General features: G+C 28.2%; 17 protein-coding genes, 1 tRNA gene, 1 rRNA gene, 1 other RNA gene, 1 pseudogene and 1 riboswitch. Of the genes and pseudogenes, 5 read left to right on the top strand and 16 right to left on the bottom strand.

The window, feature by feature from the left end; genetic code table 11:
- Positions 1–30: 30 nt before the first annotated feature.
- A complete protein-coding gene (locus KGF42_RS20550; protein ID WP_109285031.1) occupies positions 31–132 on the top strand; it encodes an IS3 family transposase in 102 nt (33 codons plus the stop codon).
- A 29-nt stretch (positions 133–161) separates the two neighbouring features.
- Here KGF42_RS20550 and KGF42_RS16080 read toward each other — a convergent pair whose 3' ends face one another.
- The 3 genes from KGF42_RS16080 to KGF42_RS16070 form a co-directional block, all read right to left on the bottom strand.
- Complete coding sequence (locus KGF42_RS16080) at positions 162–1349, bottom strand: DUF3798 domain-containing protein (RefSeq protein WP_227823440.1); 1188 nt, start codon at positions 1347–1349, stop codon at positions 162–164.
- 201 nt (positions 1350–1550) lie between these two features.
- Positions 1551–2822 (bottom strand): branched-chain amino acid transport system II carrier protein, encoded by a 1272-nt coding sequence (brnQ, locus tag KGF42_RS16075; RefSeq protein ID WP_227823441.1) that lies wholly within the window; start codon positions 2820–2822, stop codon positions 1551–1553.
- 140 nt (positions 2823–2962) lie between these two features.
- Positions 2963–3616 carry a pentapeptide repeat-containing protein gene (locus KGF42_RS16070; protein ID WP_227826679.1) on the bottom strand — a complete coding sequence of 218 codons (654 nt, stop codon included), beginning with the start codon at positions 3614–3616 and terminating at the stop codon, positions 2963–2965.
- A 328-nt stretch (positions 3617–3944) separates the two neighbouring features.
- Positions 3945–4046, top strand: a riboswitch (purine riboswitch).
- Positions 4047–4118: 72 nt separating this feature from the next.
- Here KGF42_RS16070 and KGF42_RS16065 point away from each other — a divergent pair.
- Entirely contained in the window at positions 4119–5462 is a 1344-nt protein-coding gene (locus KGF42_RS16065; RefSeq protein ID WP_227823438.1) for an NCS2 family permease, read from the top strand.
- 154 nt (positions 5463–5616) lie between these two features.
- The gene (locus KGF42_RS16060; RefSeq protein WP_227826678.1) at positions 5617–6981 is read left to right on the top strand and encodes an amidohydrolase; all 1365 of its coding nucleotides are present in this window, start codon (positions 5617–5619) and stop codon (positions 6979–6981) included.
- Between the two features lie 133 nt (positions 6982–7114).
- Here KGF42_RS16060 and KGF42_RS20245 read toward each other — a convergent pair whose 3' ends face one another.
- The 4 genes and pseudogenes from KGF42_RS20245 to KGF42_RS16040 form a co-directional block, all read right to left on the bottom strand.
- Positions 7115–8980 carry an HIRAN domain-containing protein gene (locus KGF42_RS20245; protein WP_227826677.1) on the bottom strand — a complete coding sequence of 622 codons (1866 nt, stop codon included), beginning with the start codon at positions 8978–8980 and terminating at the stop codon, positions 7115–7117.
- A 204-nt stretch (positions 8981–9184) separates the two neighbouring features.
- Positions 9185–9589, bottom strand: coding sequence for a shikimate kinase (locus tag KGF42_RS16050; protein WP_227826676.1), 405 nt, complete (start codon positions 9587–9589; stop codon positions 9185–9187).
- A pseudogene (locus KGF42_RS16045) lies at positions 9586–10506 on the bottom strand (hypothetical protein). The gene KGF42_RS16050 and the pseudogene KGF42_RS16045 overlap by 4 nt, the downstream one beginning before the upstream one ends.
- Positions 10507–10659: 153 nt before the next feature.
- Positions 10660–10920 (bottom strand): hypothetical protein, encoded by a 261-nt coding sequence (locus KGF42_RS16040; RefSeq protein WP_227823242.1) that lies wholly within the window; start codon positions 10918–10920, stop codon positions 10660–10662.
- Positions 10921–11003: 83 nt separating this feature from the next.
- Here KGF42_RS16040 and KGF42_RS16035 point away from each other — a divergent pair, with 83 nt between their 5' ends.
- Positions 11004–11522, top strand: a complete 519-nt coding sequence (locus KGF42_RS16035; RefSeq protein WP_227823245.1) for a LysR substrate-binding domain-containing protein — start codon at positions 11004–11006, stop codon at positions 11520–11522.
- Positions 11523–11807: 285 nt separating this feature from the next.
- On the opposite strand, the gene KGF42_RS16030 is transcribed toward KGF42_RS16035, so the two are convergent.
- From KGF42_RS16030 to rnpB, 7 genes are all read right to left on the bottom strand, one after another.
- Positions 11808–13742, bottom strand: a complete 1935-nt coding sequence (locus KGF42_RS16030) for a cell wall-binding repeat-containing protein (protein ID WP_227823241.1) — start codon at positions 13740–13742, stop codon at positions 11808–11810.
- Between the two features lie 112 nt (positions 13743–13854).
- Positions 13855–14868 carry a UDP-glucose 4-epimerase GalE gene (gene galE, locus KGF42_RS16025; RefSeq protein WP_227823240.1) on the bottom strand — a complete coding sequence of 338 codons (1014 nt, stop codon included), beginning with the start codon at positions 14866–14868 and terminating at the stop codon, positions 13855–13857.
- A gap of 23 nt (positions 14869–14891) precedes the next feature.
- Positions 14892–15767: a UTP--glucose-1-phosphate uridylyltransferase GalU gene (gene galU, locus KGF42_RS16020; RefSeq protein ID WP_285891583.1), complete on the bottom strand. Its 876-nt coding sequence runs from the start codon at positions 15765–15767 to the stop codon at positions 14892–14894.
- 192 nt (positions 15768–15959) lie between these two features.
- A complete protein-coding gene (locus KGF42_RS16015) occupies positions 15960–16280 on the bottom strand; it encodes a hypothetical protein (protein ID WP_227823239.1) in 321 nt (106 codons plus the stop codon).
- Positions 16270–18261, bottom strand: a complete 1992-nt coding sequence (locus tag KGF42_RS16010; RefSeq protein WP_227823238.1) for a hypothetical protein — start codon at positions 18259–18261, stop codon at positions 16270–16272. The genes KGF42_RS16015 and KGF42_RS16010 overlap by 11 nt, the downstream gene beginning before the upstream one ends.
- 123 nt (positions 18262–18384) lie before the next feature.
- Positions 18385–20811, bottom strand: a complete 2427-nt coding sequence (locus KGF42_RS16005; RefSeq protein ID WP_227826675.1) for an SPOR domain-containing protein — start codon at positions 20809–20811, stop codon at positions 18385–18387.
- 276 nt (positions 20812–21087) lie between these two features.
- Positions 21088–21422: RNase P RNA component class A (gene rnpB, locus KGF42_RS16000), an RNA gene on the bottom strand.
- Between the two features lie 152 nt (positions 21423–21574).
- Here rnpB and srtB point away from each other — a divergent pair.
- Positions 21575–22252, top strand: coding sequence for a class B sortase (gene srtB / locus KGF42_RS15995; RefSeq protein ID WP_227823236.1), 678 nt, complete (start codon positions 21575–21577; stop codon positions 22250–22252).
- Positions 22253–22402: 150 nt separating this feature from the next.
- Here srtB and KGF42_RS15990 read toward each other — a convergent pair.
- Together KGF42_RS15990 and KGF42_RS15985 are read right to left on the bottom strand one after the other, a co-directional pair.
- A tRNA-Thr gene (locus KGF42_RS15990) sits at positions 22403–22477 on the bottom strand.
- 95 nt (positions 22478–22572) lie between these two features.
- Positions 22573–22759: ribosomal RNA gene (locus KGF42_RS15985) — 23S ribosomal RNA — on the bottom strand; the annotation flags it as partial.

Genomic DNA, 22759 nt, shown 5'->3' with positions numbered 1-22759 from the left:
TATTTAATTGATACTACAGATCCAAAGGAAATGATTAGTCTAATAAATGATTATATTTATTTTTATAATAATGAAAGAATACAATTAAAAAACGGAATGAGTCCGATTGAATATCGAACTCATTCCGCGTAAAGATAGCCTTTTGAGACACCTCTTTAATATTAATAAATTAATTGGCTTAAAATTACTGATTGATAATTATAAAGTACCTCTGTTAAAGGTGTAAATTCTGAACCGATTCCAAACTTTAATTCTGTAAATGCCTCTAAATAGTCTGGGTCACACACATCTTCTTGTGTTAAATCTTGTTTTACCATTTCAGACGCAAGATAAATTGCTAATGATGGCATAAAAGCATCCATTGGCATAGGATATCCGCCAAGTCTATTTGACATACCAAAAGCCTTAGCCTTTTCACTTATCATATCGTTTATTTTATCATAATTTTGAGCATCTTTTTCAGATATTTTTAGACCCATAACACTAGGATACGTTTGTATTGGTGATGGATTACTTTGCTCTACAACTATGTACTTTAATTCTAAAGCTTTAGTCAATATAACTTCATCCATATACTCATTTACACCAAATATATTTATATCTTTTCCAAATTTTTTAACTTGTTTTTCAATATCTTCATTTAAAAACTGCTTAACTTTGTTTTTGTCTTCTTCAGTATTTATATTTGGAGTATTAACTTGTACAAATTGCAATCCTATATTTTTGCAAGTCTCTTTAATCATTTCTAATCTTTTGGATATATTAACATCTCTCAAATCATCCGTAGAAGCATAATGAATAAAAGCTTTTGCTCCCATTTCTTTTGAATGTTCAGCTAATACCTTTCCTCTTTCCTCTGTATTAACCCCTAGATTTACATCAACAAATTGGCTTAATTGGTTTTTATCATCTCCCATAGTGGCAGAAATAGTTATTATTTCTGGACGCTTTTCCTTTACCTTTTGTAAAGCAGGTAAAAGCCCTGCCTGGTCAGTTGAAACTACAATAGCCTGAACTTCTTCATCATCAGCCAACTTTACTATTTTATTAATAGCGCTATCTATATTAGAAGTAAAATTTTCTGGCAGTACAACATGCTTTATAGTTTGTTTAACTTTAGTTTGGCCATCTTTGTCTTTATCAATTTTATTCTCTTCCTCATATTCTTTTGCCATACCTTCTACCATATTGTATTGTACTTTATTTTCAGATAATGGTTGAGTTACCACTGCAACTTTAAAATCATCTATAATTTTCTCTTTATCTTTCTTACCTACAAGTAAGCTACAACCTGTAAGTCCAATAATTAAACATATGGATAGCATAAATGCTGTTATTTTTCTAAGCATTAATTAAAACCTCCTAAATTTATACTTTCTTATCACTATTACTAATTTTATCATACTTCAAAGAAAAATTATATTATAAAAAATTATATACATACTATTCTAATCCAATCTAAAAAGTACTATGGGTAGATTAGGTTTTGATTAAACCTACCCATAGTACTAAAAAATTATATATTATAAAATTAAATTAATTACAAATTATTATGCTACTTGTTTGTTGCTTTTTATAAAGTTACCAACTATTCCACCCAATATAGCTGGTATTATCCAGTTAAAACCCAAACCTGCAAGTGGTAAGCTTTGTATAAATGGAACAGCTCCTGTCATCCCGTTTACAGCTGATAATAGACTAACCACTAATGTAACATATGCTGCACCTTTAAATGCGTTATCATTCTTTATATTTTTACTAGCCAATTCCATAATAACTATTGCTAATAAAACAGGATATATAGTTTGTAAGATTGGAACTGATATAGCTATTATGGAATCAACACCCAAGTTTGATATAAGCATACTAGCTACACATATACCTATAACCAGTTGTTTGTAAGTTACCTTACTTATTCCTTCAAAATAAGTTGATATTGATGCTGTTAAACCTGTAGAAGTAGTCAGACAAGCAAGTGCTACAATTACACCTAAAATTATCTTTCCTACTTGACCATATAACAATATACTAGTTATTTCAACCAACAAAGAGGCTTGAGGCATGCTAGTATCATATACTGTTGAAACTGTTGCACCTAAGTAAGTAAGACCACCATATACTAATGCTAGAAATACACAAGCTACAAAACCTGCTTTAATAGTCATTCCTATTTGGTCTTTATCTGATGTATATCCTTTACTCACTATAGACATCAACATTATAGTAGCCATAGATGCTGCACCCAGAGCATCCATCGTCTGATAACCTTGTGATATACCTTCACCAAATAGATTTCTATCTATCATATGCTCAGGACTCATAGGTCCTACTGGAGAAATTATACCTTTTACTATTAAAACAAATAATACTAATAATAACGCTGGAGTTAAATACTTACCTATTATGTCTATAACCTTAGAAGACCTAATAGTAAATGCTAAAGTTAGCCCAAAGAAGATTACTGAAAATATAGCTTTAGCTACTGATCCACGGTCTCCAAATATAGGTATAATACCCACTTCATATGTTGTTGCACAAGTTCTTGGTATAACAAGAAGTGCTAAACATGCTAGAGCAGCTACACTCATTACTCTTGCTAACCCTTTACCAGCTCTCCTAAGTACATCATCCATGCTTCCCTTACATCTTGCAGTTGCTATAATAACAAGCATTGCTATACCTGCATCTGCAACAACAAATCCAATAAGAGGAATTAACCAGTCTTTACCGGATTCCATTCCTAAAAATGGAGGGAACATAAGATTTCCTGCGCCAAAGAACATAGAAAATAAAGCAAAACCAACTATAAAAATATCTCTCATCTGCTTACTCACACTAAATTACCCCCTTTGAAAATATTTTGAATATTAAGATAATCTTACTTTATTTTCATAAAAATGTCAATCTGGTAAAATTTCACACATTGTTAACGTTTTCCCAATTCATTTCGTGAATATTTTTTTCATTTTATGATAATTCCCATCAATTTCGTTAAATCAATTGCTTGTGACACATCAAAAATTGCTCCTCTAACATCATTTATCCCAACTTCAATTCCCTCAATATTATTAGTAGTAAAATCTACTCCAGAAAGTTTAGTTCCATTAAAGTTTGCTTTCTTTAAGTTTGTATACTCAAATACCAAATTTTCACTCTTTACTTCTTGAAATATAGAATTTTCAAAATTCGAATCCAAAATAGAGACTACCTTAAATTTAGAGAACGAAAAGTTAGAATACTTACCTAAAACATCCTTGAACAAAACGTTTTTAAGTATACAATCATCAAATCTAGCTCCTATCAATTTACTGTTTTTAAATTCAACTCTATATGCACTTCCTCCATCAAAAAATGTATTTGATAAATTACAGTTTTCAAATACCACATCCAGTAAATCAATTTTTTTTAAATTGCAATTCTCAAAGGATACATTCCTAAATATACAAGAATCAAAACTAACTCTTACAGAATCTAAATCACTTATAACTTCATTTTCTATAATTTTATTAAATATTTTTTCATCATTAAATATATCTTCAAGCATGTCTTCAAGATTTTCAATAGTTTCTAACTCTCCTGTAAATTTAGGTTTTTGTACTTTAATAATCTTAGTCATTTTCCCCTCCACTATAAATTATATTCTTTTTAACATTATTTTTTTTAATATATTAACTTAATATATATATTTGATATATTAAAAAGTTTTTACGAAACATTCTTGTATTCAGTACTTTTATAATTATATCACAAACTTATTTATAATAAACTTCCATTAATATTATAAAACATATGAATATAATAAACATCATACCTATAGGTATTTTATTATTGAAAATAATAATTTTTGATAATAAATAACCTTAAATTTTTATAAAATCGACAAAAAAACGAATAATTTTATTAAATTTATTGTAAATAATACAATATTGCGATATAATACAACAGAAAAACAAATAGAAAATGTTCATATAATATTAGTAATATGGTCTAGTAGTTTCTACAAATCCACCGTAAATGGGTTTTCTATGAATAGAATGTCAACTTTGAATATATATTCTATTCTATCTATATGAATATATATTTTTTTGTTTATATCTTAAAGTTTTTTGGAGGTAAAAATGGTACCAAACACTAATAATGTACAACCAGATGGAAATAATTCATCAATAAGCTTTTTAGACAAAATGTTTAAATTTAGCGAACGTGGCTCTAACCTTAAAACAGAAGTTATAGGTGGAGTTACTACATTCCTAACAATGGCATACATAGTTTTTGTAAATCCAGCAATATTATCTGAAGCTGGAATGGATAAAGCGGCACTTATAACAGTTACTATACTAGCTACAGCCATTGGTACACTTATATTTGCGCTTTTAGGAAATGCACCATTTGCTCTAGCTCCTGGTATGGGATTAAATGCATTTTTCACATACTCTTTGGTTATAGGAGCAGGAATTCCATGGCAAACAGGTCTTGGAGTAGTCTTTTTATCTGGATGTGTATTCTTCACACTCGCAGTAACAGGTCTTCGAAAGACAATTGCAGATGCAATTCCTAGAGAGTTGGCAGTAGCATCTTCAGCAGGTATAGGACTTTTCCTTGCTTTTGTTGGTTTAAAGAATATGGGTGTTATAATAGCAAATCCAGATACTATAGTTTCACTTGCAGATTTTACACCAACAGTTTTAATAGCTCTTTTTGCTCTTATCTTAATGGCAATACTAGAATATAAAAAAGTTAAAGGTGGAATATTAATAAGCATAGTAGTTGCAACAATAATATCTATTATATTTGGATTTGTAGAGTTACCAACAGCGATAATCTCAACACCACCTAGTATAGCACCAGTTGCTTTTAAATTAGATATTGTAGGTGCATTGAAATTCTCATTAATTGGACCTATATTCTCTTTCATGTTTATAGACATGTTTGATTCATTAGCATTTCTTATTACTTGTTGTAAACAAATGGGTCTTGAAGATGAGAATGGTGAAATAAAAGATTTAGGAAAAATGTTGTATGCAGATGTTTCTTCTACTTTAATAGGTTCATTCTTAGGAACTAGTACTGTTACAACATTTGGAGAATCTGCTTCTGGTATCGCAGCAGGTGCAAGAACTGGACTTGCTTCAATAGTAACAGCAGCATTATTCTTAACTACACTTATATTTACACCATTACTTGGTATAGTTCCTACTTACGCTGCAGCACCTGCACTTGTAATGGTTGGTGTATTTATGTTTGAAAGTATAAAACAGATTGATTTTGCTGATAGCAAAATAGCAGTACCTGCTTTTGTTACAGTTTTGTTGATGCCTTTAACTTATAGTATAAGTATTGGTTTATGCTTTGGATTTATTTCATATATAATAATGCATGTTGTAGCTAAAGAAACTGATAAAATCAGTATTACACTTTGGATTATAGGCTTACTTGCAGTTGTAAACTTAGTTCTAAGTTAATATTTTAAATTATATAGAATAAAATCTTATTTAGTTTAAATTTATAAATAGCAAAATCAATTTATGTATAAATTGATTTTGCTATTAACTTTGTATAGAAAATTTATTATCATAATACATAGATATAAAAATATATAGAAAAGAGGTTGTATTTATGTCACAATTACTTATAAAAAATGCATATCTAATTACTATGAATGCAGATAGAGAAGTGTATGAAACTGGAAGTATACTTATTGAAAATAATATTATAAAAAAAGTTGGTAAGTTTGATATTAATATTGCAGATAAAGATACTGAAATATACGATGCTAAAGGAAAAATACTAATGCCAGGCTTAGTCAATACACACGTTCACTTATCTCAACAGTTAGGACGTGGTCTTGCAGATGATGTTGTACTTTTAACTTGGCTTAGAGAAAGAATCTGGCCATATGAAAGTAGCTTCAACTATGAAGATTCATTGATTTCATCTACTGCATGCTGTATTGAATTAATAAAATCTGGTGTCACTACATTTTTAGAATCTGGTGGTCAATATGTAGATGCCATGGTTGAAGCTGTTGACAAAACTGGACTTAGAGCATGTTTAGCTAAATCAGTTATGGATACAGGAGATGGTCTTCCTGAAGCATGGCAAAAAACTACTGATGAGGAAATCAATGCTCAACTAGACTTATTCCATAAGTTTAATAATACATCTAATGAAAGAATTAAAATATGGTTTGCATTAAGAACTATTTTTAATACAACTGAAGAATTACTTGTTAGGACTAAACAGTTAGCTGATAAATACAATACAGGTATACATATGCATATTGCTGAAATAGCTGATGAAATTTCATTTGTAAAACAAAACAATGGAGTTGGAACAGTTGAATATCTTGATAAACTAGGTGTATTAGGACCAAATCTTTTAGCTGCTCACACAGTTTGGCTTACTCATAAAGAAATTGATTTATTTAGATTACACGATGTTAAAGTTTCTCATAATCCAGGTGCAGCCATGAAAGTGGTCCTAGGATTTGCCTCAATTCCTGAAATGTTAGAAAAAGGAATACCTGTTTCAATTGGTACTGATGGAGCACCTTCAAATAATAGAATGGACCTTATGAGGGATATGTATTTGACTTCATTAATACATAAAGGTAGAACTTTAAATCCAACAGTTGTTCCAGCAGAAGAAGTATTAGAAATGGCTACTATAAATGGAGCAAAATGTGCTTTATTAGAAAAAGAAATTGGTAGTCTTGAAGTAGGAAAAAAAGCTGATATGATTATTCTAAATCCAGATACAATTCATTGTTTACCAATGCATAATCCAATTGGAAACATAGTTTATTCTATGACTAGTGAAAACGTAGACTCTACTATTTGTGATGGTAAGTGGTTGATGAAGGAAAGAAAAGTATTAGTTGTAGATGAATCTGAATTATTAAATAAAGTTAAGGAACAAGCTTCTAAAATAAAAGATAAGTCAGAAGTTAAAATTCCCTCTAAATTTAAAATCATAAAATAATATAGATTTCAATTGTTTTGTAAATATGAATATATAAGTATATTTATGCATCATATATACAAAACAATTGTTTTTTTATCTTCTATCCATTAGCATTGTTCATAGTCTAGTCTACAAGCAATTTATAAAATTCCTAGTTTATAAGTTTTATTTTACTTTTATCTAAAACCATCTTTAGAGAGTTTTCAACCGTTTCAATTACATCTTTATAACTCAAATACACATTTGCATAGATACAGTCTTCATATAAATTATATTCAGTTACTCTACAATATAATAGTTTTCCTCCATCTAATAAATTGCTCAAAATATAATTATCTTTTCTTGGAACATAACCTATTACATATCCAGTTTCTCCAACTATTTTAATAGCATTTTCATCGTATAAATTATCTTTCTCTCTAGTTAGATAGTATATCTTACTCTTCTCTAATTCTTTTTCAAGACATTCTCTATTTCTGAACCTTGAACCAGCAACAGCTATTGAAGTCAAATAGATATCTTTACCATGTTCATCTACTTTTATTTTTTCAATATTTACAAATTCTTTCTTTAAATTATTACTTTCATATAATACTCTTCTCAATTCATCTTTCAATAGGATATTTTTTTCTTTTTCATAGGCTTCTTTAACTACTTTTAATTCTTCGAGAGATAATTTCTCTCTATATCTTTTTAAAATATTTATGGATTCTTTTCTTACTTCATTTATATTTCCAAAGATTCCTTTTAAAGATATATTCTTTCCTTCAGGATATAGTGATTTACTTCCTTTAAGCACAATAAAAAATAACATATCATCATAATATTCTTGGGTTAATTTATCTTTTTCTATATCTTCCATTTTTCCAGTTAAATCATCTATTTTAAATGTCTTTTCAAAAAAATTTAATAATTTTAACCTAGAACTTGTCACTCCCTTTTTGGATATATGCCAATATACCTCAAAATCTCTAATATCTCTATTCAAATACGGCAACAAATCATCGAAAGATAAGTTCACATCATAAATTTCTGACATCCGTATCATATCTTCTGTTTTTCCTCTAGCCTCTTTTAATGCTTTAAAATATATACTTTTCCATTTTTCACTAAGTAATATATCATTTATTTCTTTTTCAAACTCAACTTTATTGCACTCTATATTTTCATCTTTCAAGACGTTTATAGCTATTAAGAAAATCGAATATAAACTTTCAAAGTTAGTCCCATAATTCACTACAATTGGTAAAAATAGGTTTACTAATTCTACTTTATTTCCTATGTATCTAAATTCCACACTTAATAAGTAGTTACATATAAGATGTGCTAAGTTATTTATCTTTTCTTTATCTAAATCTCTTCTTTCAAGATATTTATGCAAATCTATAATAGAAATAATGTAATTCATCAATAATCGTTCATATTTCCTATCTTTATAGCCATTTTCAATTAAATAAGAATTTATTTTAGAATCTAAATTTTCCATATTAACAATAGCAAATACTTTTATTGAACCTGTAGCCTTCTTAGATAAATTAAATAAATATGTATTGTAAAGTTCAAGCCTTTTAATAGTATTGCTCAAATAAAATATGTATTCTCCAGATTTAGAAAATGTACCCACAACTTCTCTTAAATTTTCTACATCTAGATATTTCTCACTTAAGACTAGCCCAAGTTTTACATACTCAACTTTTTTACTTTTATATATTAATTCTTTAGTTAATTTATATAACCATTTCTCATCAATTATCATTTCTTTCACTAAAGTATTTATCTTTTTCATAAAAATTTCAAAATAGCAAATTAGAGATTTAGAATTATTATTCTCAAACAAATAAATTTCATTAGATTCATTTTTATACATATTTAAAATTCTATCTACTAGATTATTTGCAAGCTCTACTTGTTCTCTTAAAGGTATATTTTCATATATACATAGGTAATTCATTTCAAATGATTCTTTGTATCCATCATAACCCTTAATTTCCTGTAATTGATTAAAGACATTATCCACTAAATTATCCTCCTTTACATGATGTAATTTATATTGATTATACTACTTATTTCGTTAAGTTTACATTTTTACACAAAAAAATATTACTAGAATTTAAAATTCTAGTAATATTAGTAATATTAATTATGTAAATACCCTATCTTCTAACAATAAATAATACCTTTATTAGTTTTAAATTTTAATTATTTTTAATAGAAACCTATCCTAAATTTGAACTTCTCTATCAAATTCAGTTAATTTCACAATCATTTCTTCACAAATTTCTTTTATTGTCTTATTATCTGTATTGATAATAATATCCGAAGATGCCATATATTTTACTTCTCGTTTTTTCATTAGGTCAGCTATAAATTCTACATTCATATTATTGTTAAGTATTGGTCTTTCATCACTATGTTTAACACGCTGAAGAATAGTTTCTGGACTTGCTGTCAACAAAACAATCCTTCCACTCTTTTTCATATACTCTACATTTTTATCTCGAAGTACAATTCCTCCCCCACAGGAAACAACAAGACCTGTCTTTTGTTGTAGGTCTATTATTACTTGACTTTCAAGATTTCTAAAATACTCTTCTCCTAGTTTTTCAAATATATCAGAGATACTCATTGTTTTACTATATATGAATCTGTTTCTACTCGTTCCATTTCCAATAAATGGTTTAAGTATGACGATATAGTACTTTTACCAACACCCATAAATCCAACAAGCATTATATTATAGGAGAATAAACTTTTAGCCTGTATTTTCTTACTAGTTTTAACTACATATCTAAAAATGTCTATAATTTCATTTTCAAATTTATTATCATTTAATTCATCATGTATATGTATACTACGTGAAACATGAAGTCCATCTACTCCACACTCTTCTAGATATACTGCTATTACTGAACTATCATGTACATCAATTCCTCCTAGGACATCATCTGTGCTATTTATACGACATAATATCGCTAGAGAATTTCCTACTTTTTTACGTATATTTTCAATAATAAGACGAGGTAATCTCATTCTATTTTCAAAGCATCCACCAAACTCATCTATACGCTTATTTGTTCTTTGTGATATAAAACTACTAACCAGATATCCATGAGCACAATGAACTTCAACGGCATCTGCACCAGCTTTTTGTGCACATAATGCAGCATCACCATAAGATTCTATAAGTTCATATATTTCTTCATTTGTTATTTCTAATGGTGTATTACGACCATTTGATGCGGGTATTGCAGAAGCCGCTTTCAATGGATGACCTGCTATTTTTTCATTTCCTTCAGAACCAGCATGTTGCAATTGTATAGATACCTTCTAACCTATATCATGACAAGCATCTATTACATTTTTAAAACTATCTATCGTGCTATCATCATATAAACAAGGCTTACGAGGTTCTCCTTTTGCTTTTTTGTCTACAACACTAGATTCTATAGTTATCAATCCAAAGCCACCTAAAGCACGTTCAAGATAATAAGCCTTAGAAGTTTCACTTAAAGTACCATCTGTGTTTGCAAAATTATTTCCCATATGAGGAACTACAAAACGATTTGGAACTGTCATTTAACCAACTTTTATAGGTGTAAACATAGAACTAATCTTCATAAGGTTTTCCTTCCTTTCAAGTTTTATATTTAAAATTTTTATATTATAATACTCTGTATATTTTTATATTGTATAAGTTTATTTTGGAGATACTTCAGGCCATACTTTATCCAAAACTTTTTTAGTTGCATTAAATACAATTTCAGCAACAGTAGATAACCCTTTAGCTATCAGAGAATCAGATATTACTTCTGCTCCTATAACTATTGGTGATATATTGTGTTCTTTTATTATTTTCACAAATTCCTCTGTGTTTCCATACCCTTCACCTGGAGCCAAGCGGTCATGCAGTGATTCATCTCTAAGTTTTTCATAAGGAGTTTCTAAAACATCACACACTTGAATTGATACTATCTTATCTGCTGGAACAGGTGCAAGGTCTTCTGCTGTCTGTTTTGCTCTAGCCCAGTGCCAAGTATCTAATATTTAAATTTCATACAGGTATAACTACCGACATTATTCAAGGTCTTAAGGAAAGAAAGTACGATATTGTATTTTGCTCAAAACTTGAAAAAGAAAAAGGAATTGAATTTATACCTGTTTCTAAACAGGATTTAGTATTAATTGTACCATACAGTCACCCATTAGCTGCAAAAGATACTATAGATTTAAAAGAGACAATACTCTATCCTCAAATAGTATTTAATCAAAGAAGTGAGCTTAGATATATAATTGATGATATGTTTAAAAAAATAAATCAACAACCTAACATGGTTTATGAAGTGGAAGAAGACCAAGTAATTGCTGGATTGGTTGCAAAAAATTTCGGAATTGCTATAGTGCCAAATATGCATATGCTCAACTTTACAAAAGTGAAAGTAATTCAAATTGTTTACCCAAGTTGGGAAAGAAATTTTTACTTGGCATTTATGAAAGATAGATATTTGCCTCCTGCAATTAAAAACTTTAAAAACTTCGTCATTAAAAACGCACAACTATAATTTATTAATAAAAAAGGTGTATCAAAATGAATCTTTTAGTTCATGAGGCACTCTTTTTTGTATGAAATCAAATATATTTTCATCATTTCAACAATTGGGGTGCAGTACAATCTCTATTTTGAGACAGCTCCTTTTATTCTTTTTATATGAGTTTTAAAAACATTCCAAGATTTTTATATAACTTAAACTTAGTTTTACACTAAAAAATTGAGATGTAAAACAATCAAGCTTTTAGCGATTGAATTTCACATCTCAATTATAATTATTTTTCAATATATAGCTTTATTATTTTCCAAGAATATCTATTAATTTATCCATAACTACATAAGATACTCCTCCTCCTATTTGATAAGGAGTTTCAACTTTTTTATTTGCAAATACTCTTTGTTGCTCTGATGATAATCCTGAATTATCCATTAAAATTATTGGTGAATGTAATTTTACAGCTAATGGTCCAGCTGATAAGGCATCTACTAAAGCATCTGATTTACTAACTAATATAGCCTGTAAATCAGTATCTCCATAGAATTTTTCTATTACTTTAGCATTAGTATCGACTCTACTATCTCCATATATTCTATTTCCTGAAATATCTTCAGTAGTTATCTCATTCATTTTTACTATTGCTGAATCACTAATTGCACTTGGACCACCTATAAAATATGCATTTTCTAATTTTCTTTCTATTAGCCATGCATAAGACTCTTCTGTAATTCCATCTTTTTTAACTAATATTATAGGTTGCTTTTCTTCTCCAGCTTTAGAAGCTATAGATAGAGCATCTGCTTCTCCATTTCCAGAAACCATATAAGCTGTTTTTATTTCTTCTCTACTTCCAAGTTCTTTAGCTATTCTTATAGCAGTTTGATATCTATCTTGACCCGCTATTCTCTTTGTTTCTGTGTTGAAATTAGTCTTTATTTCTTGTTCTAATTTAGAACTTATTGCATTTTCTCCACCTATCAAGATTACTGTTTTAGGTGCTAATAGCTTCATTTCTTCAACAGTCTCAGTTGGTAATTTATCTGTATTAGTAAGTAGTATTGTTGAATTATAACTACTTGCTAAAGGTGTTGCTGTTATACCATCTGCTATTGCATTACCATTTACTAATATTACAGTATCTGAACTATCTGCATTCCAGTTTCCAACTGAACTTACTTTCTTAGCTGTATCAAATCTATTTGCTCCTATAATTGTGTCCCATGTAGGATTTATAGTTCCATCTTCATTGAAAGTATAATCTTTTCCATCTATTTTTTGAGTGCCATTTAACATCTTGCCATCTTTGTCTAAATAGTAAGATTTCCCTTCTATTTGTTGCCATCCTGTCTGCATTACTCCTGTTTTGTCAAAGTAATACTTGTTACCATCTATTTCTTGCCATCCTATTACTGATAAACCATCAGCTCCTAGATAGCATTTCTTTCCATTTTTTTCTTGCCATCCTGTTTGCATTACTCCATCTGAATTAAAGTAATAAGTCTTTCCATCTACTTCCTTCCATCCAGATACCCTTGCTCCATCAGTTCCTAAATAGTATTTTTTGTTATTAATTGTTTGCCATCCTGTTTGCATTACTCCTGAAGCATTAAAATAATACATTTTTCCATTTATTTTTAACCAACTATTCTTTTGGTATGTTCCATCAGATTTTACATAATACTTCTTACCATTTTCAGTCTTCCAACCTGCTTGGTTTAAATTTATCTTATATTTTGCTGCTATCTTTATATAACTGTCATTACTATAATCTATAATTACATCTGAACCCACAGGAACTTGGTCGAATAACCATCTAACTTCTTTATTATGCATTCTTATACATCCACCAGAAATATGCTTTCCTATAGAACTTTCATTATTATTTCCATGTATTCCATATGTATCTCCATAAGTTCCTTTTAATGCTAATCCCATCCATCTATCTCCTAATGGATTTCTTGGGCTTCCTCCAGGTATATTTCCTTTGTAATATGGTCTATTTTTTATCTTGTTAACCACTCTAGTTTTTCCTGTTGGTGTTTCTGAACCTTTTTTCCCTGTTGCAACTTTAAATTCTCTTACAAGCTTACTATTTACAAAGTATCCTAGAGTGTTTTTTCTTGAGTTTACTATAATCACATGCTTACTAGCTGCAGTTGATTCTGGTACGCCACATGCAAATACTAAAACTAAAGTCAATACTAGTACTAAATACTTTTTTAGACTTTTTTCCACTATAACTTCCCCCTCTTTTAGAAACATTACTACATGTGTCTAATTATAACATAAAACTACCAATACCTTGTATTTACAAATTTGTTACATTTATACATATAAGTATATATTCTTATTCCTCATATCCATTTGGATTCATACTTTGCCATCTCCAAGAATCTTGGCACATCTCTTCAAGTTCATACTTAGCTTTCCATCCAAGTTCTTTTTCTGCTTTTGACGAATCTGCATAACACATAGCTACATCTCCAGCTCTTCTTCCAACAATCTTATATGGTATCTCTTTTCCACTTGCTTTAGAAAATGCTTTAACTAAATCAAGAACACTATACCCCTTTCCAGTTCCTAGATTATAAGTAACAAGACCTGGATGTTCTTCTAGTTTTTGTAATGCTTTTACATGACCAGCAGCTAAATCTAATACATGTATATAGTCTCTAACTCCAGTTCCATCATGTGTTGGATAATCATTTCCGTACACACTTAATTCTTTTAATTTACCTACTGCTATTTTTGTTATATAAGGCATTAAATTACTTGGAACTCCATTTGGCTCTTCACCTATTTTACCACTTTTATGAGCACCAACTGGATTAAAGTATCTTAAAAGAGCTATATCCAATGACTCATCTGCTTTTGATATATCTACTAACATCTGCTCTATCATAAGTTTAGTTCTTCCATATGGATTAGTTACAGAAAGCGGAAAATCCTCTAATATAGGACAAGTATGTGGGTCTCCATATACAGTAGCTGAAGAACTAAATACAAACTTTTTAACACCATATTCTCTCATTAATTCAAATAAATTTAAAGTACTTATTAGATTATTGCTATAATATTCAATTGGTTTTTCTACTGATTCGCCAACCGCCTTTAAAGCTGCAAAATGTATAATTGATTCAATATTATTTTCTTTAAATACAATATGCATTTCATTTTTATTTCTAATATCAATATTATAAAATTTTACTGGTTTTTTAGATAATTCTTTAATTCTATCAACCACTATTGAATTGCTATTACTTAGGTTATCAACTATAACAACTTCATAACCCGATTCTAAAAGTTCTATTGCTGTATGGCTTCCTATATATCCTGCTCCTCCAGCTACTAAAACTGCCATTGTAATTACCTCTTTTCTAATATTTATTTTTCATTTATTTTTTTTCTCATATAATCCATTAAATCATCTTTTAAATTTTCTCTCTTTAAAGCAAAATCTATTGTCGCCTCTAAAAAACCAATCTTATCTCCCACATCATATCTTCTACCTTCAAAATTATAAGCATAAATAGCCTCTTGTTTTCCAAGAGTTTGCAGTGCATCTGTCAATTGTATCTCTCCACCTTTACCAGGTGTTTGTTTTTCTAATATGTTAAATATTGCAGGAGTTATTATATATCTTCCAAGTATGGCTATATCTGATGGAGCTTCCTCAATTGCAGGTTTTTCAACCATATCTTTAACTTTATATACTCTATCTTCTATATGTTTTACATCCAATATACCATATTTATTAGTATCTTCTTTAGCTATCTTTTGAACACCTAACACAGTTGTTTTATACTCATTATAAGTATCTATTAATTGTTTTAAGCATGGAACATCTGAGTCTACTATATCATCACCTAATAATACAGCAAAGGGTTCATCACCTATAAAACTTTTTGCACAGTAAATTGCATGTCCAAGACCTTTTGGCTCTTTTTGCCTTATATAATGAATATTTACCATATTTGATATATCTCTTACCATTTCTAACATTTCTGTCTTACCTTTTTGTTCTAATTCTAACTCTAATTCAACTGATTTATCAAAATGATCTTCTATAGATTTTTTATTTCTACCTGTTATTATAAGAATTTCTTCAATTCCCGATTCTATAGCTTCTTCTATTATATACTGTAAGGTTGGTTTATCTACTATAGGAAGCATTTCTTTGGGCTGTGATTTTGTTGCTGGTAAAAATCTAGTTCCTAGCCCTGCTGCTGGTATTATCGCTTTTTTAACTGTCATCTGCATTTTTTCACCCTTCTTCGTAAATTTTCTATTGTACCAAATTAATATACCATATTTATACTTTTTCTTCAAACTCTATATTATCCCAATATTTAATACCATAAGACAATATTAAGGTAGACGAAATTTCATCTACCTTTAGTTTTATAAGTTAATATTGTATTGTTTATATTTTATTTAAAGCTTACATAGGTACTAAATTTCATCTAAGATGCCTTTTATATCACTATCTATATCATCATCCAAATAAGAATCTAAATCTTCTAAATCAACTTCTAATTCTTGATATGTCATATCAACACTGACATCTTCATCTATGTCCATCTCTGATATTAATTCTCCTAAAATACTATTTCCATCAGAATCTAAATCACCATCTATATCTTCATCTATATAGTTTTCATTTAAAATTTCATCTAAATCAATCTCATAGTAAACTTCATTGTTTTTTTCATATCCTGAGTTTAATCCTAAAAACTCATAGTTAAAGTTCCAAATATTGTATTTACTTGACATACTTTATTCCTCCTGTGAAAAACATATTTTCATCTAGTTTATTAGTTCCATAATCAACAGAATTATATATTTTTTCAATTATGTCTTTTCTTCTTTCATTTGTACTATTATTTAATGTCAATTGTTTAAATACATATGTATTTGTTATTCTTTCGAATAATATATCTTTTATACTATCATCATCAATATTTTTATAGTTTTTCCATAATAGCTCAAATAACCTAAACATTTCTCTACTAGTTTCATCCACATAATAAGGATACATATTTTCTACTAAATGGTTTAATCTCGATATAGCTTGTTTTAAAAATACATCAAGACTTGCACTTTCACTTTCCTTTAACATTCTATAATTGTATTTCTTCTTATCTTCTCCTGAAATTACAAATATGATATTATCTAGACTTTTTTCAACTTCATTTAAATAACTACTTATATTATAAGATAAATCAGACATTAAATTTTTAATCTGCTTAAATACTTGTACATCAAGTTTAGCATTATACTTTTCAAACAAATCTATGTCTTGATTTTCTAATATTCTTGGCATATACGCTGATAATAAATCTAAATTATTTCTTTGTTCTTGTACTTGCTTATAAAATGAATTTATAACTTCAATTCTTATTTCATCATTTAGTTCTTTTTCTAGAACCTTATCAAATTCAGATTTCATATAATAAATATTTCCAAAGAAATTAAATATTATCATATCATTCATGGCTTTAGACCAATTCTTATATATCACTTCAATAGAATTCTCTTTAAGTAGAGGTTGTTTTGCATATATAAAGACATCTTGCATAAGTTTTTGAACCATATTTCTACTTAGATTTAAAATTATTTTTTGATTATTAAATTTTATTTCTGTTTCTACAAATTTAGAATTTTCGTTTTCAAGTTCTTTATTAATTACAATATCTTTTACATCACTATTTTTTATAGATATAATTTCTTTTTGAAAAGACTTTAGAATAGTCAGACTATCGAAATCTTCTTGAATAAAAAATGGAGCATGTTTTAATGTATATCCTACTATTTCATTTTCTATGTCTTTCAAATCATCTATTTGCATAATTTCTCTATTTTTATCATTTATATGTAGGTTAAATACATTTTTATTATCATATAATATAATATCTTCTCCCAAATTTAACTTTGAACAATTATCTTTTTCTGACCTTACAATAGTCTTCTTAGATTTCTTATTTATAAAAATTAATTGGTCTTGATATTTTACTAAAAGCATGTTTGTATTTTTATAATCAAATCCATCTATATTTCCTGATATCTTACAGAACACTATATCACAATCTTTAGGAAGGTTTCCTATTTTTTTATTATCTTTAACCCTCTCATTTAAATCAGATGGAACTACATTCTCTATATTGTTATTAAATATAGACACAGACCTTACTATAATCCCTTCTCTTTCCATATGAAAATATCCCTTTAAAGAGACTCTTTTATCTTCTAAAATATATCTTTCTATATCATCAAAGTTTATTTCAAATCTATTTTTCCCACTGATAAATATGAACTTCTCATTATCCTTATTGATTCCACCCATATAAAACTTATTGTCATCTAAACTTAATATAGTCATATTATCTTTTATACAAAATATAAATTCTCTTTGGTTTTTGCAGATTAAATCATATTCATCCAAAGTTATTTTCATGGTTAAATTTGCTGTGACATTCTTACTTGAATTTTCACTTTTAATGTAAAAAGGCAAGTTATTTCCATAGATAATTATTTGAGAACCTTCTAAAACTGCTTCTAACTTTTCTTTATTATCTGAAAAACTATATATATATTTTATTCCTGTATCACTATTAACTTCATCTGATTTGCTAATTATTATATTACCTAAATTTGTTATATGAAGTTTTTTATATTCTTTTGAGTATCTACTGATACCACTAAGCTCAAATCCATCTGAAAGCTCATATATAATTTTTTCTCCTAATTTCAACATACCTTCACCACCTAAACAGAATTATAAGTATTTTCTAAAAGTGAACAAAATGCCTCAAAATAAATAATATCTTTCAATACTCTTTATTCTGAGACATAATTTCTCCTTATTTTTTACAATACCCTAAGCGCCTTCAACTATTTCTTCATAAAGTTTATCTAAATGTCTAACATATTCACGATATCCAGATTTATTCTTTAACTCACTTCTTAAATCTTCATATTTTTGTTTAAGTTCTTCAGCACTCAACGAAGAAGATGATTCTTTCAATTCTTCTAATTTATAATCATAGTACTTATCATACATTGCTATATATGTATCAATAGATTTCTTAGCTAGCTCGTTACATTTTTCTTGTGCTTCTTCATATTGAGAATAATCACCTATCTTTATCTTATAGTACTCATTTTCTTGAATTATTGTTGAAGAAATACCTTTAGCCTCATATTCTTTTGCTGTTTCTTTTGCTGTTTTTTCAACTTTAAGTGAACCTGCATAAACAGTATAATATACACCTTTACCATCTTTATATGCTTCCATTTCCTTTGCCTTCTTTTCAGCTTTTTCTTTTTCTTGAGCCTCTTTTTCAGCTTTTGCCTTTTCTTCTGCTTCTTTTTTCTCTTCTTCAGTTAGTTTATTGTTAGCTTGTTGCTGAGTTGATGTTTTTGGAACAACATCTTTATCATTTTTCTTATTATTACCTACTGTTATAAAGTATCCCACACCAACAATCGCTACTATAACTACTGCTATAATAGTTTCTTTCAATCTACTCTTCTTAGAAACAACTTCATCATCATCTATATAATCATCTTTATCTAATACATAATTTTTCATTTCTGTCTTACGTTCTTTAGACTTGTCTTTAGAAGAATGTTTAGATTTTTTATTACCTTTTTCTTTCTTATTAATAGGTATTACTACTGATTTTTCATTTTTTAATTTTTCTTCTAAATCGTTATTTATTGTTTTTTCTATTTTTACACTGCGTTCTTCCTCTATCTTTTGATTTACTTCTTTTACTTCTTCTTGCTTTATTTCTTCTAATTCTTCTTGATTATTTTCAATAGTTTTATCTAAAATTACATCAGAAGAAATGTTATTTAAATTATTTTCTTCTTGTTCAATTTCTTCTTCTAAATTATCTTTTTTAATAAATCCAAATAACTTAGCTTTCTTTTTACTCTTTTTATTTTCTGATTCAATTATATCTTCTTTATTGATATTATACTCTTTGTCTGTATTGTCTTTATCTTCTACAACATCACCTATATTTTCATTATGACTAGTAGTTTCTTTGTTAGTCTCTTCTTCAACATCATCTTCTATAGAAATACTACTTCTAAAACAAATATCTTTATCTGCATTTTTTATCATATAAATATATTCTTCAATATCTATATCTTTGTTTCTTCTAGTTCTTTTTGATGCAATCTCATGATTTTCTAACTCATTATGGTTATCTTTTATTAGATTATGTGCTTCATTCCAAGTATCTTCGCTAATTTCTGTTTTATTTTTAATTACATAGTCTACAAATTCCTTAAAATTTTCAGCACCAAATTCTCCAATTATAGTTAGCCTCATTGCACCTTCTATAAGGTCTCTATTTCTTCTCTTTAAAAATTCTAATGCAACTGTTGCGCAAGCAAAATCCTTAATAACCTCTTTACCAAAACCATATCCTTCAACAGAATGAAGTTCTTCTAATCCACACAACTTTTTATATTCATTGTGTATTGTTTGAGATATAATTTCATTATTTAAGCTATTTAACTTATCCATAAACTTTGATTCTATATCATTTGTTTTTGATTCTTGTTCTACTTTTGAATTTTTAACCTCACTTAATAACACATCATTTTCTGAATTATCCTTACCTAATTGTAAATCTTCAATTTCTGTTGCTTTTATTTCTACTCTGTCTTGTTCATTATTTTCTTCCACACTCTTAGGTACTACATCTTTGTTACTAGCTAATATTTTATTTACACAGAATATGATTTCTCTTTTTAATTCTCTTTTAGCATCTGCTTGATTTTTAAGAAATAAATTTCCACATTCTTTCTTTTCTAAACTTATTTTTCTAAGTGATATGTTAAGAAGGTCTTTATATAGGTTTAAAACCTTATAATCCTTTTCTAAACGTCTTCTTCTCTCTGATAGTTCCATTTTATCGTAGGCTAAGAAACTATTTAAATCATTGGCTTTTAGAGAGTCTAATCCTTCTTTCATTGCCTTATTTACATACTTTCTACATTTTGCTGTAGTTAATTCTAAATCCTTTTCTAACTCATCTATTTCAGGTATGTACTTATCTACTATCCATTTGCCAATAAGTGGTTCTGTATTTCTTGCTAACGTCTTATAAAACAATATATTAAATTTTAAAAGCTCAGCATATTTTGCTTCATTAAATTCTACTTTTTCAAATTTCTTTTCCAAAACAGCATCTAATTTTTCATTTATTTTAGACTCTTGTTTTAAAAAACTTGCTGTGACATTTAAAACAGTGTTTCTTATTATATTATTTTCACTCAAAACCTTCACTCCTTAAATCAATTATTTTATTGTAATATTTACATTGTGCAAAATTGCTAATTTGATTATGATATTTAAATAATTATTTACTAAATTTGCTACATCTTATATCATATCATATTATTTACATCATTTTACTTTTTCTTTTTATATCTATCTTATATTATACCATTTTTAATATCTGTACTAACTTATATTACAATATTCCTCAAAATTTTAAAAGTAGATTAGACAAATTTGCAAATAAAAAAACATCAGTTTAAACTGATGTTTTGACTATCAAAAGAATTAAGCAAGTCTATAAGCGGAGTTCTGTATTAGATAATCATCTTTCTAGGCCTATTGTCACCAATAAGCTCAAGCGACCTACCTACCGGAGAGTACGAGCAGCACTCTTCATTCCTATCTTGGTCTTGCTCCAGGTGGGGTTTACATAGCCAACTAGTCACCTAGCTGCTGGTGAGCTCTTACCTCGCCTTTCCATCCTTACCACATAAGTGGCGGTTTATTTCTGTTGCACTATCCTTAGGATCGCTCCCACTAGGCGTTACCTAGCACCCTGCTCTATGGAGCTCCGACTTTCCTCATGTAAGACTACATGCGATTATCTGGCTTACTTAATATTTATTTTACTTAGTTATGTTAACATAAATTCTTTAATATGTCAAAGTAATATTACACTATGTCAAAATAATATTACACTAAAAATTTAAATTTCTTCAAAAATAGTGTAATATAGGTATATAAACTATTTTTAAATTGAGGTGAAATATTGAAAAAATTATATAGACCAATAATTAACATTATACTAATATTAGTAATACTTTACAGTGGATTTAATATATACTCAAAACTTACCAAATACAATCATGACACTAAAACATCCTCAGAACTTCAAGAAAAAGAAGACAAAAAAGAGGACTTATCAAAAATTAACAGTGATTTTAAATTTTGGCTTTCTGTTGAGAATACAAATATAAACTATCCAGTTGTACAATCTAAAGATAACTCTTACTACCTTAACAAAGATTTTTATAAAAAAGATTCTATTTCAGGTACATTGTTTATGGATTATAGAAACAAATCTCTTGACGACCAAAATGTCATAATATATGGACATAATATGAAAAATAAAACTATGTTCAATAACCTAAATAAGTTTAAAGATAATAACTTCTTTAAAGAAAATAATCAAATAAAAATAACGTTGAATGGAAAAGAATTTTTATATGATGTTTTTTCTGCTTATATTGTAGAATCAGATTACGATTATCTAAAAACAAATTTTAATAATGAATTAGATTATCAAAATTATATAAATGATATTACTTCTAAATCATTATACAAATCACCTATTAAGGTAAATAGTAGCGATAAAATAGTTACACTTTCTACATGTACTTATGAATTTGATGATGCAAGAATGGTAATTCATGGTAGATTAGTTTAAGACTTACAGACACAGTTTAAAACAATAACTTTAAACTGTGTCATTTTTTATGCCTATAGCTTATAAATTGTACTGCTAAAAGTATATAATATAAAATAATAAGCACATTAAACAATAAAAAAAGACCATGCTAAAAAACATAGTCTTTACTGGAGCTGGTGATAGGAATCGAACCTACAACCTGCTGATTACAAGTCAGCTGCTCTACCGTTGAGCCACACCAGCATACTTATTTTATTATAAATTAATAAAACTAATTTATTAGAGTTAACACTCTAAAAACTACACATATATCTTAATGAATGAACATCAAATAAATATTGGTCAAGTCCTCGACCTATTAGTATCGATAAGCTAAATACATTGCTGCACTTACACTCTCGACCTATCAACCAGATAGTCTTTCTGGGGTCTTACCCTTGCGGTGGGAAATCTTATCTTGAAGTTGGCTTCGCGCTTAGATGCTTTCAGCGCTTATCCATTCCGTACATAGCTACCCAGCCATGC

Source organism: Clostridioides sp. ZZV15-6383 (assembly GCF_020657735.1).
Lineage (GTDB): Bacteria > Bacillota > Clostridia > Peptostreptococcales > Peptostreptococcaceae > Clostridioides > Clostridioides difficile_D.
The sequence above is the reverse complement of the archived record's forward strand: the minus strand, read 5'-3'. Positions and strand labels throughout refer to the sequence as shown.

What these genes read in the sequence shown, in the direction of transcription:
- KGF42_RS16050 (WP_227826676.1), bottom strand. Translation starts at nt 9,589, where the DNA reads ATGAGTATCTCTGATATATTTGAAAAACTAGGAGAAGAGTATTTTAGA.
- galU (WP_285891583.1), bottom strand. Translation starts at nt 15,767, where the DNA reads ATGCAGATGACAGTTAAAAAAGCGATAATACCAGCAGCAGGGCTAGGA.
- KGF42_RS16065 (WP_227823438.1), top strand. Translation starts at nt 4,119, where the DNA reads ATGGTACCAAACACTAATAATGTACAACCAGATGGAAATAATTCATCA.
- brnQ (WP_227823441.1), bottom strand. Translation starts at nt 2,822, where the DNA reads ATGAGAGATATTTTTATAGTTGGTTTTGCTTTATTTTCTATGTTCTTT.
- KGF42_RS16015 (WP_227823239.1), bottom strand. Translation starts at nt 16,280, where the DNA reads ATGTCAAGTAAATACAATATTTGGAACTTTAACTATGAGTTTTTAGGA.
- KGF42_RS20550 (WP_109285031.1), top strand. Translation starts at nt 31, where the DNA reads ATGATTAGTCTAATAAATGATTATATTTATTTTTATAATAATGAAAGA.
- galE (WP_227823240.1), bottom strand. Translation starts at nt 14,868, where the DNA reads ATGGCAGTTTTAGTAGCTGGAGGAGCAGGATATATAGGAAGCCATACA.
- KGF42_RS16070 (WP_227826679.1), bottom strand. Translation starts at nt 3,616, where the DNA reads ATGACTAAGATTATTAAAGTACAAAAACCTAAATTTACAGGAGAGTTA.
- KGF42_RS16010 (WP_227823238.1), bottom strand. Translation starts at nt 18,261, where the DNA reads ATGTTGAAATTAGGAGAAAAAATTATATATGAGCTTTCAGATGGATTT.
- KGF42_RS16080 (WP_227823440.1), bottom strand. Translation starts at nt 1,349, where the DNA reads ATGCTTAGAAAAATAACAGCATTTATGCTATCCATATGTTTAATTATT.
- KGF42_RS16060 (WP_227826678.1), top strand. Translation starts at nt 5,617, where the DNA reads ATGTCACAATTACTTATAAAAAATGCATATCTAATTACTATGAATGCA.